This window comes from Vibrio sp. PNB23_22_6 (assembly GCF_052877535.1).
Map to the genome: position 1 here is coordinate 16,325 of NZ_JBNFXP010000003.1, position 12,650 is coordinate 28,974.

Annotated in this window: 14 protein-coding genes; 9 read left to right on the plus strand and 5 right to left on the minus strand. The window is 44.9% G+C overall.

What is annotated here, in order from left to right; all coding sequences use genetic code 11:
* Positions 1-114 precede the first annotated feature (114 nt).
* Positions 115-600, plus strand: a complete 486-nt coding sequence (locus ACVA54_RS03165; protein ID WP_172438134.1) for a GNAT family N-acetyltransferase — start codon at positions 115-117, stop codon at positions 598-600.
* On the opposite strand, the gene ACVA54_RS03170 is transcribed toward ACVA54_RS03165, so the two are convergent.
* Positions 560-859 (minus strand): DUF3301 domain-containing protein, encoded by a 300-nt coding sequence (locus ACVA54_RS03170; protein WP_099079699.1) that lies wholly within the window; start codon positions 857-859, stop codon positions 560-562. The genes ACVA54_RS03165 and ACVA54_RS03170 overlap by 41 nt on opposite strands.
* A 13-nt stretch (positions 860-872) precedes the next feature.
* Positions 873-1,910: a DUF3549 family protein gene (locus ACVA54_RS03175; protein ID WP_099079700.1), complete on the minus strand. Its 1,038-nt coding sequence runs from the start codon at positions 1,908-1,910 to the stop codon at positions 873-875.
* Positions 1,911-1,986: 76 nt separating this feature from the next.
* Between ACVA54_RS03175 and ACVA54_RS03180 the strand changes: the two genes are divergently transcribed.
* Together ACVA54_RS03180 and truC are read left to right on the plus strand one after the other, a co-directional pair.
* Positions 1,987-2,301, plus strand: coding sequence for a YqcC family protein (locus ACVA54_RS03180; protein WP_446616984.1), 315 nt, complete (start codon positions 1,987-1,989; stop codon positions 2,299-2,301).
* Between the two features lie 5 nt (positions 2,302-2,306).
* Positions 2,307-3,071 (plus strand): tRNA pseudouridine(65) synthase TruC, encoded by a 765-nt coding sequence (gene truC / locus ACVA54_RS03185; protein ID WP_119463467.1) that lies wholly within the window; start codon positions 2,307-2,309, stop codon positions 3,069-3,071.
* Positions 3,072-3,163: 92 nt separating this feature from the next.
* Here the strand turns inward: truC and ACVA54_RS03190 are convergent, their stop codons facing one another.
* The 3 genes from ACVA54_RS03190 to map form a co-directional block, all read right to left on the minus strand.
* Complete coding sequence (locus ACVA54_RS03190) at positions 3,164-3,547, minus strand: DUF3461 family protein (RefSeq protein WP_099079703.1); 384 nt, start codon at positions 3,545-3,547, stop codon at positions 3,164-3,166.
* A gap of 148 nt (positions 3,548-3,695) precedes the next feature.
* Positions 3,696-6,320: a bifunctional uridylyltransferase/uridylyl-removing protein GlnD gene (gene glnD / locus ACVA54_RS03195; protein ID WP_099079704.1), complete on the minus strand. Its 2,625-nt coding sequence runs from the start codon at positions 6,318-6,320 to the stop codon at positions 3,696-3,698.
* 100 nt (positions 6,321-6,420) lie between these two features.
* The gene (map, locus tag ACVA54_RS03200) at positions 6,421-7,299 is read right to left on the minus strand and encodes a type I methionyl aminopeptidase (protein WP_099079705.1); all 879 of its coding nucleotides are present in this window, start codon (positions 7,297-7,299) and stop codon (positions 6,421-6,423) included.
* Positions 7,300-7,689: 390 nt separating this feature from the next.
* Between map and rpsB the strand changes: the two genes are divergently transcribed.
* From rpsB to ACVA54_RS03230, 6 genes are all read left to right on the plus strand, one after another.
* Positions 7,690-8,418 carry a 30S ribosomal protein S2 gene (gene rpsB, locus ACVA54_RS03205; protein ID WP_099079706.1) on the plus strand — a complete coding sequence of 243 codons (729 nt, stop codon included), beginning with the start codon at positions 7,690-7,692 and terminating at the stop codon, positions 8,416-8,418.
* A gap of 131 nt (positions 8,419-8,549) precedes the next feature.
* On the plus strand, positions 8,550-9,395 hold the full coding sequence (gene tsf, locus ACVA54_RS03210; protein ID WP_099079707.1) for a translation elongation factor Ts: 846 nt from the start codon (positions 8,550-8,552) through the stop codon (positions 9,393-9,395).
* Between the two features lie 149 nt (positions 9,396-9,544).
* Positions 9,545-10,276, plus strand: a complete 732-nt coding sequence (gene pyrH / locus ACVA54_RS03215) for a UMP kinase (RefSeq protein WP_099079708.1) — start codon at positions 9,545-9,547, stop codon at positions 10,274-10,276.
* Positions 10,277-10,373: 97 nt separating this feature from the next.
* Positions 10,374-10,931 carry a ribosome recycling factor gene (gene frr, locus ACVA54_RS03220; protein WP_099079709.1) on the plus strand — a complete coding sequence of 186 codons (558 nt, stop codon included), beginning with the start codon at positions 10,374-10,376 and terminating at the stop codon, positions 10,929-10,931.
* 96 nt (positions 10,932-11,027) lie between these two features.
* Positions 11,028-11,783, plus strand: a complete 756-nt coding sequence (locus tag ACVA54_RS03225; RefSeq protein ID WP_099079710.1) for an isoprenyl transferase — start codon at positions 11,028-11,030, stop codon at positions 11,781-11,783.
* Positions 11,784-11,795: 12 nt separating this feature from the next.
* The gene (locus ACVA54_RS03230) at positions 11,796-12,638 is read left to right on the plus strand and encodes a phosphatidate cytidylyltransferase (protein ID WP_099079711.1); all 843 of its coding nucleotides are present in this window, start codon (positions 11,796-11,798) and stop codon (positions 12,636-12,638) included.
* Positions 12,639-12,650: the final 12 nt, after the last annotated feature.

Consider the following 12,650-nt stretch of genomic DNA (forward strand, 5'->3'; position numbering starts at 1 on the left):
CTTCTCAAATTAAAGGCGTTATGTACTGCAGATTCTTAGCCTATATGGTTTTTTCTGTAGATAAATTAAGTTTGTTGTAATCAAGGAATAGATGTGACCATAGTAACCAGAAGAATGCTTCTTCTACCCTACAATGAGTCGTTGCAACTAGAGTTCGTGATGTTGAATTGCTGTGCTCAAAATCGCGCAGAAATGAACGGGCCGTATACGGTATCTTCGGCAAAGCAATTGTTTGAAAAGATACTGGATGATGAGAATGTCTATAGCATGGCTGTGTTAGAAAGTACCAACCGTGACTACATGGGACACGTGTTCATTTCTCATCTTGATGACGAACCTGAGCTAGGGTTTATCTTTGATAAAGCTTATTGGGGTAAAGGGTTAGCGACAGAAGCGCTAAAGGCGTTTTTGCCGAAGGCATGTCGTGAACTAGGGCTGCACAAAGTAAAAGCAGGTGTGAATAGCCACCATGAAGCACCCATGGCTGTACTGGAAAAACTTGGATTTATAAAGAAAAGAGAAAGCAAGGACCTATACGGCCCTTACTTTGAGATGGAATTTACAAGCGATGTGGCGGTAGGTGAAAGTTCAGCGGCCTAAATCCTATCATCGTCAGTTGTCCTTGGTAGCAATCATCACCAAGAGATGAAAACTCAAACTCATACACGGTATGCCAACGCCAGACTCCCTCTGGCGTTTTCAGTTTATGGGCACCAAAAGCGATGCTGACTAATTGCAGGTCCAGTTGCTCGCATTTACGTGCAATAGCGACTTTCGCCAATTCCGATTGGCGTCGTTGTTGCCAAAATAGAAAGCAAAAAAAGCACAGTGCCAAAATTGCGATTAGGTCATCAATCATCCTTAACCCTTTCTTATCCTTTGGTAGCTTGCTGTAATTTAATCAGCGCCATTGCGAGCTCTTCCGATGGGCTCGAGTGTAGTAGGGGCAGCAGCACCATTCTTAGCTCCGGTAGCATAACCAAATCGGCAAACAATTGATTAAATAGTGCTTGGTTACCGGTTTGTGCGAGGCGCAGTAAAAATAGTTCTGCGGTATTTGCGTCAGCCAATAGGTGCCAAGTACGGCCAGCAATACCAATCAGTACCTCTTGATGGCTCAAACGTGGACTTTGCAAAATTGCTTGTAGCACTGGTAGAGATACTTCAGCTTGAGCACCAGATAGTGCTCGAATCAATGCTGATAGCAAGAATAGGTCTGGCTCATTGCTTTCCACCTCTTGTTGCGCTTTTACAGCGATACGCTCGGCTAAGCGTTGTTGAAGATCGACATGCTCTAGTGCCCCAAGTAGGGCGTAGAGTGGTTCGTTTGGGAGATGGTTAAGGGCTTTACGAAAGATCACGGCATTTTGTTCTTTACCTAGGCGAGCTGCCATATCGGTAATGCCTTGCAGGCCGACGGTTTGCCAGTTTTCCCAACCTAATCCCCCAGTGAAGTAGTGCTGAGTATGTTCGTAGTATTGGCTGGTGGGTAAATCCAAGTTTGCACGCACTTGGCTATGGAATACGGCCATCTTCTCTTCAGCAGGTTTGAAAGTGTATGGGTTATTGGCAAGCTTTTGTTGCTGCTCTTCAGACATTTCTTCACTTAGACGAGTGCCCATTGCTTCTACAACGTATTTAATGAAGTTGCCGATATCTGCTTGCTTTAACAAGCCTCTTTCGTCTAATTCAAACTTAAGGAACCAAATCCAAGGTTGCTTTTGTTCATTCCAGTAAGCGATCGCTAAATGCGCTTTGCGCTGCATTGGAAATGGGTAAGGGCATTGACCTTTCTCTACATCAGCAAACATTTGTGGATCGATAGTTTTAATACGACGGCCAAGGTCGAAAATTTGATATTCACAATTGCTGTTGCGAAGTAGCTGAGTGAGGGTTTGAATATTTTCCATTAAACACGACATCCTAACGTTCTTTTCACAAGAAATGGTATCATTCTTGGCTAATTCAAGGTTCGAGATGGAATTAATGGTAACAAACACACAATTGGCCGACTTACTTCACCAACTTGAAGCGCAACTCCAACAGCATGAACTGTGGCAGCAAACCATGCCATCGCCGCAAGCTTTGCAAAGTGTGGAACCATTTGCGATTGATACACTACATCCACATGAATGGCTGCAGTGGGTTTTTATTGCTCGAATGCGCGCTTTAGTGGAAAGTAACCAACCATTGCCTAGAGGCTTTTCTATTGAGCCGTACTTTGCCGAAGCGTGGAAACATGAGCCGCAGTATGCAGAGCTATTGGTTACCATCCGAACTATCGACCTACTATGTAAGTAATCTCAATGTCAGAACAAGAAACATCACAAGTTGTTGCTCCAGTGGAACTGGAGATCGTTTATCAGGACGAATACTTTGTCGCAGTGAACAAACCTGCGGGTATGTTAGTGCATCGTAGTTGGTTAGATAGACACGAAACTCAGTTCGTCATGCAAACCCTACGAGACCAAATTGGTCAGCATGTATTCCCGTTACACCGTTTGGATCGTCCGACATCAGGCGTATTAGTGTTTGCTTTGTCGAGTGAAATCGCATCACAAGTAATGCCGATGTTTGCTGAGCATAAGATGGAGAAAACCTATCATGCGATCGTGCGTGGCTGGATTGAAGAAGAGGGTGTTTTGGATTATGCACTCAAAGTCGAGCTGGATAAGATTGCTGATAAGTTTGCGTCTCAAGAAAAGAATGCACAAGAGGCCGTTACCGCATACAAGCCTTTAGCTAAAGTAGAAGTGCCGTACTCGACCGGTAAGTTCCCTACGACGCGTTACTGTTTGATGGAAATGAAGCCGAAGACAGGGCGTAAGCACCAATTGCGTCGTCATATGGCGCACCTGCGTCATCCGATTGTGGGTGATACCACCCATGGTGACGGCAAGCATAACAAGTTGTATCGCACAGAATTTGACTCGCACCGTTTGTTACTGCATGCATCAGAGCTGAGTTTTGTACATCCGTTTACCGGCGATCATGTTGTGATGAAGGCAAGTATCGATGAGACTTGGCTGCAGTTGTTTACTCGATTTGAGTGGAATGAATCGCTCGTTTAATAAAGAATGACCTCTGTGAGTGCCAGAGCACTCGCTGAATTTAAAAGGGTTGGCATGCGCCAGTCCTTTTAAATTCTTATCAATTCATAGGGTTACTTAAGCTTCTCTAAATCCGCTTCGATCTCGGCGATCTTGCTGGAAACCACTTTTTCAAGATGGCGAAGGTCAGAAAGAATTTTTTCTTTTACATCCACATCAGCAATTTTTGCTGGCTTGGTTATTTTGTTTAACTCATCGATTACTAACGTAAGATTGCGATTGATTTCGGTGACTTCTTTGTATTTGTGGCTACCGCTATCGACCAGAACACTTTTTATTTGGCGTGGATACTTGAACTTAACGCTTTTTGCAAAGAACTCGCCTTTCTGTTTGTGGAAGTAGATTTTGAGGACGTCTTTGTGTGCTTCTTGGCGCAGGGAGTAACGTTCAATCTGTTTTGGGTCGTGAATGCCCAATCCAGTGAGGTGTGGATACATAGGCTACCTCTGTGTATTGAATGAAATATCAGTGTACTTGACTCACTGTAGCAGCCTATACGTGAGCTAGGTAGTTGATATTTAGTAAATTGCTCAACTTGTGGGCAAGATCGCTATCGTTCTTACCCACATGGATTATTAGCCTTGCTTAACTTGATGCGTTGTCAGACAACTTCTCAATGAGTTTTTCGCGCAACTCTTCTTGTTGCTCTTCACTTAGCCTGCCACCAGTTTCACTGGTGAGAATGAACAAGTCTTCCGCGCGTTCACCAATGGTGGTGATTTTTGCTGCGTGTAGGTTAATGCCTAAGTCAGCAAAGGTTCGACCAACTTTAGCCAGAAGCCCTGGTGTATCTAAAGCGACAAACTCCATCAACGTGCGTTTCTTGCTCTTAGTTGGTAAGAAGTCGACTTTGGTTTTCACGTTAAAGTGTTGAAGCTTATTCGGTGTACGACGTGTTTTAATCTTCGTCGGGCGGCCGTCTTCGAGCACGTGAGTAATGTGTTTGGTCACCGCTGCGTGGCGACCTTCTTCAATGGCTTTACCATGTTGGTCAAGCACCATAAAGGTATCGAGCACGAAGCCATCTTTACTGGTCATGATTTGAGCGTCGTGTACGTTGAAGTTACGACGGTCAAGCTCCGCAACAACGGTAGCAAATAACGCGGGTTGATCTGGGCTATAAACGAACACTTCGGTACCGCCACGGGTGGCTTTTTTACTGATAAGCACCAACGGCTTAGTTGGGTCTTCCATGCGTAGTAAATTTTCACAGTGCCAAGCGATTTGTTTATGGGTGTGACGTAAGAAGTAATCGGCTTTAAAGCGTTGCCACAGCACTTCGATTTCACGGGCCGAAAAGCCTTCTTTACGTAACAATGCTGACGCCATTTGCTGGTTATGACGAATTCGTTCACGTACATCAACCGGATTCTCTAAACCACGACGCAGCGCTCGTTGAGTGGAGTAGAAAAGCTCGGCAAGCAATGTACGTTTCCAGCTATTCCACAGCTCTGGATTGGTTGCACAAATATCGGCAACGGTCAGGCATACTAAGTACTCAAGACGTTCTTCATCGCGAACTTGCTTAGCAAACTCGGTAATAACATCAGGATCATAGATGTCACGGCGTTGGGCGGTGACGGACATCAGTAGGTGATGCCTGACCAGCCAACTGACTAATTTAGCCTCTGGGTTGGATAAGCCGTGTTCGATACAGAAGTCGTAGGCTTCACCCTCTCCAATGACGGAGTGATCACCGCCACGTCCCTTTCCGATGTCATGGAAAATTGCTGCGAGGATCAGCAATTCTTTTTTTTGAATCCGAGGGTAGACTTCACAACAAATAGGGTGCTTACTGTGGTTTTCTGCGTAGCTAAACGTGTTGATGTGTTTGAGCAAGCGGATACTGTGTTCATCTACTGTGTACACATGGAACAAGTCAAACTGCATTTGCCCAACAATGCGACTCCATTGTGGAAGGTACGCCGCTAAAACGCCGAGTTTGTGCATTAAACTGAATGCTTTGTGTAGTGCATTTGGGTGGCGACACAGCGCCATGAATTTTTCTCGCGCCTGAGGAATAGTATGCAGGAATTTATTCAATCGACGACGCGCAGTACGCAGTTGGCGCAATGTTGGAGGGCTGACTCCTTCAATACTGGAATCATTGGCAATATGTAAGAACATATCTAAGATTGTTTCTGGGCGAGCTTGGAATAATGCGGGTTTTCGCGCCTCAATTAATGCCCCACGGCGTTGGAAATCGTCATCTATGATCTCTGCATCTTCTGATGCACCACCGTTAATGATCGCTTGGTCAAACAATTTTAATAGCATTTTGTTCAATTCAGCGACGCGGCGAAGGGTACGGTAGAACTCCTTCATCATCATTTCTACGCCGCGATTACCTTCCCCGACATAGCCAAGGTGCTCGGCAACCTGAGCTTGATGAGCGAAGGTGAGTCGGTTGTCGTAACGGCGTAGTTCAATATGCAGAGCGAAACGCACACGCCATAAAAAATCTTGGCACTCGACAAGCTCACGGTACTCTGCATCCGTTAAGAACCCATAGCGGCTCATTTCGAGTAGGGAAGTTGCACCAAAATGTCGGCGTGCAACCCAGCTAAGGGTATGAATATCGCGCAATCCGCCTGGCGTGGATTTGATATCTGGTTCTAAGTTGTAGGTGGTATCGTGGTAGCGGGTATGACGTTCGCGCTGCTCTTGGATTTTCGCGCGGTAGAAGGTTTCGCTCGGCCAGAAAGAGTCTGACAGCACCACCTTCTTCAGCGCTTGGAAAGTATTTTCACTACCGCATAGTAGACGAGCTTCTTGAAGGTTTGTTGCGACCGTTAAATCACTGCGGCCGATTTCCGCACACTCTTCGACACTACGTACCGCATGTCCAACTTCGAGCTTTAAATCCCAAAGTAAGGTAATAAACTCACTGATTTTTGCTTCGAGTGCGGTGGGTAGGCGATGGTTTGACAGAATGAGAATATCAATATCTGAAAGTGGGTGGAGTTCACCACGGCCGTAACCGCCTACGGCGATCAAAGAGATATTGTGGATATCATTGAAGCCAAAGTGTTGCCAGAGGCGGTTAAGGAATAAATCCATGTATTCAGCGCGTGACAAAACGAGATTGGTCACTGGGTGGTGACTAAAAAACTCTTGTTTTTGGTATGCGCTGAACTTCTCGAGTTCTTGTTTTAGTTCACTGATCTTGATTTGTTCGTCGGTAAACGTAAGAGGAGACTGAAGGGTCATATTTGCTATCCGTGCACCTATCTAATCAAAGCAATGTATCAAATTTGATGCTGATAAAAAATATCCCCGCAAGAGCAGGGATATGGAAAGTTATTTGGTGTTACGCGTTTTTCATTAGACGAGGAATCGTATCGTCGTTACGAAGTGTTAACACTTCACAGCCATCATTGGTTACGACAATCGTGTGTTCCCATTGCGCTGAATTTTTGCCGTCACCCGTGTACACTGTCCAGTCATCTTGTGCGTCAACGGTACAACCGTACTTACCTGCATTGATCATTGGCTCAATGGTGAAACACATGCCTTCTCTTAGCACGCGGCGATCTTTGTTCTTGTAGTGTACTACTTGTGGTTCTTCATGGAACTCATCACCGATGCCATGACCGCAGAAATCTTTAACAATAGAGAACTTGTTGCGTGGGTTATTCTTATTGTTGTCTTTGATGTATTTCTCGATAGCAGTACCGATATCACCAACCGTTGCTCCAGGCTTAACTTGACGCATGCCGATGTAAAGCGCTTCTTGAGCGACCATACATAGGCGTTTGTTTGCAGGTGTTACGTCACCGACGAGGAACATCTTAGACGTATCACCATGGTAGCCCTGTGGGCGTACACTTAAGTCTGCGTTTTCATCGTTCGGGATGATCACGGTTATATCTACGTTGATGATGTCGCCATCTTTTAATACGGCTGGTTTGATTTGGCCGTTTGCACCTTTCTCGTCTTCAGTCGATGGGATGCCGTGACAAACAATGTGGTTGATAGACGTACAAATTGATTTAGGGAAACCATGGTAATCAAGTGGTGCAGAGTAGGCGCCTCTTTCAAGTGCGTAATCGTGACAGATTTGGTTTAGTTCTTCCGTTGTAGTACCAGCCTTAATATGTGGCTCGATCATTTCTAGAACTTCTGCGGCTAGCTTGCCCGCAATGCGCATGCGTTCGATTTCTTCAGCAGTTTTAATCTTGATTGACATTAGTTTTCTCTACTTATTCGTAAGCACGTAAACGTGCGAATGGACACATTCTATCAGACAACTTGCTATGAACCCAAGCCAGTTAAGAATATGAGTCATTCTTACTTGAATAGCTTGAATAATTCCGCGAATTCCCAAATCGCCTATTAGAAGTATCACGGGTTAGAAACAATTTTTTCTAGCCATGATGGGCTAAAATATGGTATAAAGCGCGCCGGAATCGAGGACTGTTCTCTTCACTTTTCGTAAGACGAGTGGCGAAGCAAGCTTCTTCCAAAAACTTTATATCTTTAAATCACACACATTCCGTCACGTATTCCGGGGTGCTGAGCAGAAGCTTGGTCGGAATTATGGGGGATGTGGAGGCCTAACCCCATAGAGGATTTTAAAATGGCAACTGTATCAATGCGCGATATGCTGAAAGCTGGTGTTCACTTCGGTCACCAAACTCGTTACTGGAACCCAAAAATGAAGCCATTCATCTTTGGTGCTCGTAACCGCGTTCACATCATCAACCTAGAAAAAACTGTACCAATGTTCAACGAAGCTCTAGCTGAACTAGCTAAAGTTGGCGAGAAGAAAGGTAAAGTTCTATTCGTAGGTACTAAGCGTGCTGCATCTGAAGCTGTTAAAGAAGCTGCTATCGCAAGCAACCAATACTACGTAAACAACCGTTGGTTGGGCGGCATGCTAACGAACTACAAAACAGTTCGTCAATCTATCAAGCGTCTAAAAGAATTCGAAGCACAGTCTCAAGACGGTACTTTCGACAAACTAACTAAGAAAGAAGCTCTAATGCGTACTCGTGAAATGGAGAAGCTAGAGAAATCTCTTGGTGGTATCAAAGATATGGGCGGCCTACCAGACGCTCTATTCGTAATCGACGCTGATCACGAGCACATTGCAATTAAAGAAGCTAACAACCTAGGTATTCCAGTATACGCTGTGGTAGATACTAACTCTAACCCAGACGGCGTTGACTACATCATCCCAGGTAACGACGACGCGATCCGCGCAGTACAACTATACCTAAACGCTGCAGCTTCTGCAGTGACTGAAGGTCGCAACAAAGACGTTGCAGCAGTTGCTGAAAAAGACGGTTTCGTAGAAGCTGAATAATAACGGCTCTGTGTCACACTTAGTCTATGCGCAACCTTTTTGTTGTATAGATTGAGTTATAGTTAGCATCAGGGGCCGATAATGTAGGCCCCTGTTTTTTACCTTATTTCGAATCAAACGAGGAATAGAGAATGGCAACTGTAACTGCTGCTCTAGTTAAAGAACTTCGCGAGCGCACTGGCGCTGGCATGATGGAATGTAAAAAAGCGCTTGTAGAAGCAAACGCTGACATCGAACTAGCAATTGAAAACATGCGTAAATCAGGCGCAGCGAAAGCAGCTAAGAAAGCTGGTAACGTTGCTGCTGAAGGCGCAATCATCATCAAAGAAGAAAACGGTGTTGCTGTTCTTCTTGAAGTTAACTGCCAAACTGACTTCGTTGCTAAAGACGGTAACTTCACTGCATTCGCAGAAGAAGTTGCAGCTGCAGCTCTAGCTTCTAAAGCTTCTGTTGAAGAACTACAAGCTCAATTCGAAGAAGCTCGCGTTACTCTAGTAGCTAAGATCGGTGAGAACATCACTATCCGTCGCGTACAGTACGTTGAAGGTGCATCTATCGCTTCTTACCGTCACGGCGAGAAAATCGGTGTAGTTGTTGCTGGTGAAGGCGACGCTGAAACGCTTAAGCACGTAGCAATGCACGTTGCTGCATCTCGTCCTGAGTACGTAAACCCAGAAGACGTACCTGCAGACGTAGTGGCGAAAGAGCGTGAAGTTCAAGTAGAAATCGCTATGAACGAAGGCAAGCCAAAAGAGATCGCAGAGAAAATGGTTGAAGGCCGCATGAAGAAATTCACTGGCGAAGTTTCTCTAACTGGTCAAGCTTTCATCATGGAACCTAAGAAATCTGTAGGCGAAATGCTGAAAGAAAAAGGTGCTTCAGTTTCAACATTCGTTCGCCTAGAAGTTGGTGAAGGTATCGAGAAAGCAGAAGGCCTAAGCTTCGCTGAAGAAGTAGCACTAGCGCAAAAAGGTTAATCCTTAGCGAACTGTGTAAATATTAGACCGTGGCCTAGGCTGCGGTCTTTTTATGAGCAGAGAACGATTTGCCGTGATTGATGTAGGTTTTACGTAAAGCCTTTATCCATGACTGTTAATCAACAACTCTCTTTTGGAAGGTAAACTCCATGACTACGAACCCTAAACCAGCGTATCAACGTATTCTATTAAAACTAAGTGGTGAAGCTCTTCAAGGCGAAGAAGGTTTTGGTATTGACCCTGCTGTTCTTGAACGTATGGCGCAAGAAGTAAAAGAGCTGGTTGAACTGGGTGTTCAAGTGGGTGTCGTTATCGGTGGTGGTAACTTGTTCCGCGGAGCTGGCCTAGCGGAAGCGGGCATGAACCGAGTAGTGGGCGATCACATGGGGATGCTTGCAACGGTAATGAATGGCCTAGCAATGCGTGACGCACTTCACCGTGCATACGTAAACGCACGTGTAATGTCTGCAATTCCTCTTAACGGCGTATGTGACGACTATAATTGGGCAGATGCGATCCGTGAACTGCGCCAAGGTCGCGTGGTGATCTTCTCTGCAGGTACTGGCAACCCATTCTTTACAACGGATTCTGCTGCATGTCTACGCGGTATCGAAATTGAAGCTGATTTAGTTCTGAAAGCAACGAAAGTTGATGGTGTATTTACGGCTGACCCAGTAGCAAACCCAGACGCAGAGCTGTATGATAAGCTAACTTACGCAGAAGTTCTGGATAAAGAGCTGAAAGTGATGGATTTGGCAGCGTTTACATTGGCGCGTGACCACAAAATGCCAATTCGCGTATTTAACATGAACAAGCCAGGCGCACTACGCCGCGTGGTGATGGGCGAAACGGAAGGCACGCTAATCAGCGATAACGCTTAATTCCAAGACGCCATTCAATGCTTTTTGAATGGCGTTTCGCTTTACTCAATCCTTTTAAGCTTTCTTCAGGAAAGATGACATTTTTTAAGGTGAAATTGTGATTAACGAAATTAAAAAAGACGCTCAAGAGCGCATGGATAAAAGCGTAGAAGCGCTGAAAAACAACCTTTCTAAAGTTCGTACAGGTCGTGCGCACCCAAGCTTACTGTCTGGTATCTCAGTAGAATACTACGGAGCAGCAACACCTCTTAACCAGGTAGCAAACGTTGTTGCCGAAGATGCACGTACTCTAGCAATCACAGTTTTCGACAAAGAGTTAACTCAAAAAGTAGAAAAAGCGATCATGATGTCTGACCTTGGTCTAAACCCAATGTCTGCTGGCACGATCATCCGCGTTCCACTACCTCCGCTAACTGAAGAGCGTCGTAAAGACCTTGTTAAAATCGTTCGTGGTGAAGCAGAAGGTGCTCGTGTTGCGGTACGTAACATCCGTCGTGACGCAAACAGTGATCTTAAAGGTCTTCTCAAAGATAAAGAAATTTCTGAAGATGAAGATCGTAAAGCACAAGAAGAAATTCAAAAACTGACAGACGTTGCAGTGAAGAAAGTCGATGACGTTCTTGCTGCGAAAGAAAAAGAGTTGATGGAAGTTTAATTATCCCATCCACATCACTGTTGGAAAACGCTGTGCTCACAGCTCAGCGTTTTTTTATGTTAGTCTATCCAACTGATGGAACTCACTTAACACCCTATGCAAAATTCTCAAGCCTTCTCTGACTCCCTTCCTAAACATATCGCCATCATTATGGACGGTAATGGTCGCTGGGCTAAGTCCAAAGGAAAACCTCGCGTATTCGGCCATAAAAAAGGTGTGAATGCCGTTCGTAAGACCGTTGCTGCGGCTTCTAAACTTGGTATTCAAGCCGTGACTTTGTTTGCTTTCAGTAGCGAAAATTGGCGTCGTCCAGAAGAAGAAGTCGGCCTTTTAATGGAGCTGTTCATTTCTGTTCTATCGAGCGAAGTGAAAAAGCTACACAAAAATAACTTACGCCTACGTGTTATTGGTGATACCAGTCGTTTTAGTGAGCGCTTACAAGGTAAAATTGCAGAAGCAGAAACATTAACAGCGAACAATACAGGAATGGTGATCAACATTGCGGCTAACTATGGCGGCAAATGGGACATCACAGAGGCGGCAAAATCGTTGGCACTGAAAGCGCGTAACGGTGAGATCCGTATAGAGGATATCAATGAGCAGCTAATTACCCAGCATCTGACCATGGCTGATTTACCTGAGGTCGATCTTTTGATTCGTACCAGTGGTGAATGCCGGATCAGTAACTTTATGCTGTGGCAAATGGCTTATGCTGAAATGTACTTTACTGAAGAGTACTGGCCTGATTTTGATGAAGACAGTTTGGTTAACGCCGTGACTTGGTTTATTAACCGAGAGCGCCGTTTTGGCTGCACTGGCGAGCAAATTAAGGCATTAATGGCTGCTCAATAAGGACTAGTTAGTTTGAAACAGAGAATAATAACAGCACTAATTTTAGCTCCCCTGGTTATTTTAGGTATTTTTAAATTACCGCTGATGGGCTTTATCCTCGCATTGACGGCGATAACCCTGTTAGGTTTTTGGGAGTGGACGAAATTCACGGAAAGCACATCACGTATGGCTGCATTTATTCCAGCAGTTATGGCTACAGGACTTAGCTTTCTATTTATTTCGCCAGATGCGACCAGTCTTAACTTCCTTGCGACTCCGCACTACACCATTTTAGTACTTGGTTTCCTTTGGTGGATTGTCGCTAGCGCAATGGCGATTACTTACCCTAAAACGACGAAATTTTGGCAAAACAGCAAATTGCTTCGTCATGTGTTTGGTTTTCTGACGTTAATTCCTTTCCTTTGGAGTGTGATCATTCTTAGGGCATCGGATATTTCAGTCGATCCTTATCACGGTGCAAAACTTGTGCTCTTTGTGTGCTTCTTAGTATGGGCAGCAGATAGCGGCGCTTACTTTGCTGGAAAAAGTATGGGCAAACGAAAAATGGCACCGAATGTTAGCCCAAATAAGACCATAGAAGGCCTAATTGGTGGCATCATCGCGGCACTGATTGTTGGTTGGTTGTTTACTGGTTGGTTTGAGATTCAGTTTACTAGCCCAATTCATATGGTGCTCATCACACTCGTTACCGTGGTGATTTCTGTACTTGGTGACTTAGTAGAAAGCATGTTCAAGCGTGTCTCTGGTATCAAAGACAGCAGTAACATCATTCCAGGGCATGGTGGCATTCTTGATCGTATCGATAGTCTTACCGCCGCATTTCCAGTATTTGCCCTTCTTTACTACGTATTCTAATTTATCGGGAGC

Bases quoted from the DNA above. Each gene is read 5' to 3' on its own strand.
- ACVA54_RS03165 (WP_172438134.1), top strand. From the start codon at position 115: ATGCTTCTTCTACCCTACAATGAGTCGTTGCAACTAGAGTTCGTGATG.
- ACVA54_RS03170 (WP_099079699.1), bottom strand. From the start codon at position 859: ATGATTGATGACCTAATCGCAATTTTGGCACTGTGCTTTTTTTGCTTT.
- ACVA54_RS03175 (WP_099079700.1), bottom strand. From the start codon at position 1,910: ATGGAAAATATTCAAACCCTCACTCAGCTACTTCGCAACAGCAATTGT.
- ACVA54_RS03180 (WP_446616984.1), top strand. From the start codon at position 1,987: ATGGTAACAAACACACAATTGGCCGACTTACTTCACCAACTTGAAGCG.
- truC (WP_119463467.1), top strand. From the start codon at position 2,307: ATGTCAGAACAAGAAACATCACAAGTTGTTGCTCCAGTGGAACTGGAG.
- ACVA54_RS03190 (WP_099079703.1), bottom strand. From the start codon at position 3,547: ATGTATCCACACCTCACTGGATTGGGCATTCACGACCCAAAACAGATT.
- glnD (WP_099079704.1), bottom strand. From the start codon at position 6,320: ATGACCCTTCAGTCTCCTCTTACGTTTACCGACGAACAAATCAAGATC.
- map (WP_099079705.1), bottom strand. From the start codon at position 7,299: ATGTCAATCAAGATTAAAACTGCTGAAGAAATCGAACGCATGCGCATT.
- rpsB (WP_099079706.1), top strand. From the start codon at position 7,690: ATGGCAACTGTATCAATGCGCGATATGCTGAAAGCTGGTGTTCACTTC.
- tsf (WP_099079707.1), top strand. From the start codon at position 8,550: ATGGCAACTGTAACTGCTGCTCTAGTTAAAGAACTTCGCGAGCGCACT.
- pyrH (WP_099079708.1), top strand. From the start codon at position 9,545: ATGACTACGAACCCTAAACCAGCGTATCAACGTATTCTATTAAAACTA.
- ACVA54_RS03225 (WP_099079710.1), top strand. From the start codon at position 11,028: ATGCAAAATTCTCAAGCCTTCTCTGACTCCCTTCCTAAACATATCGCC.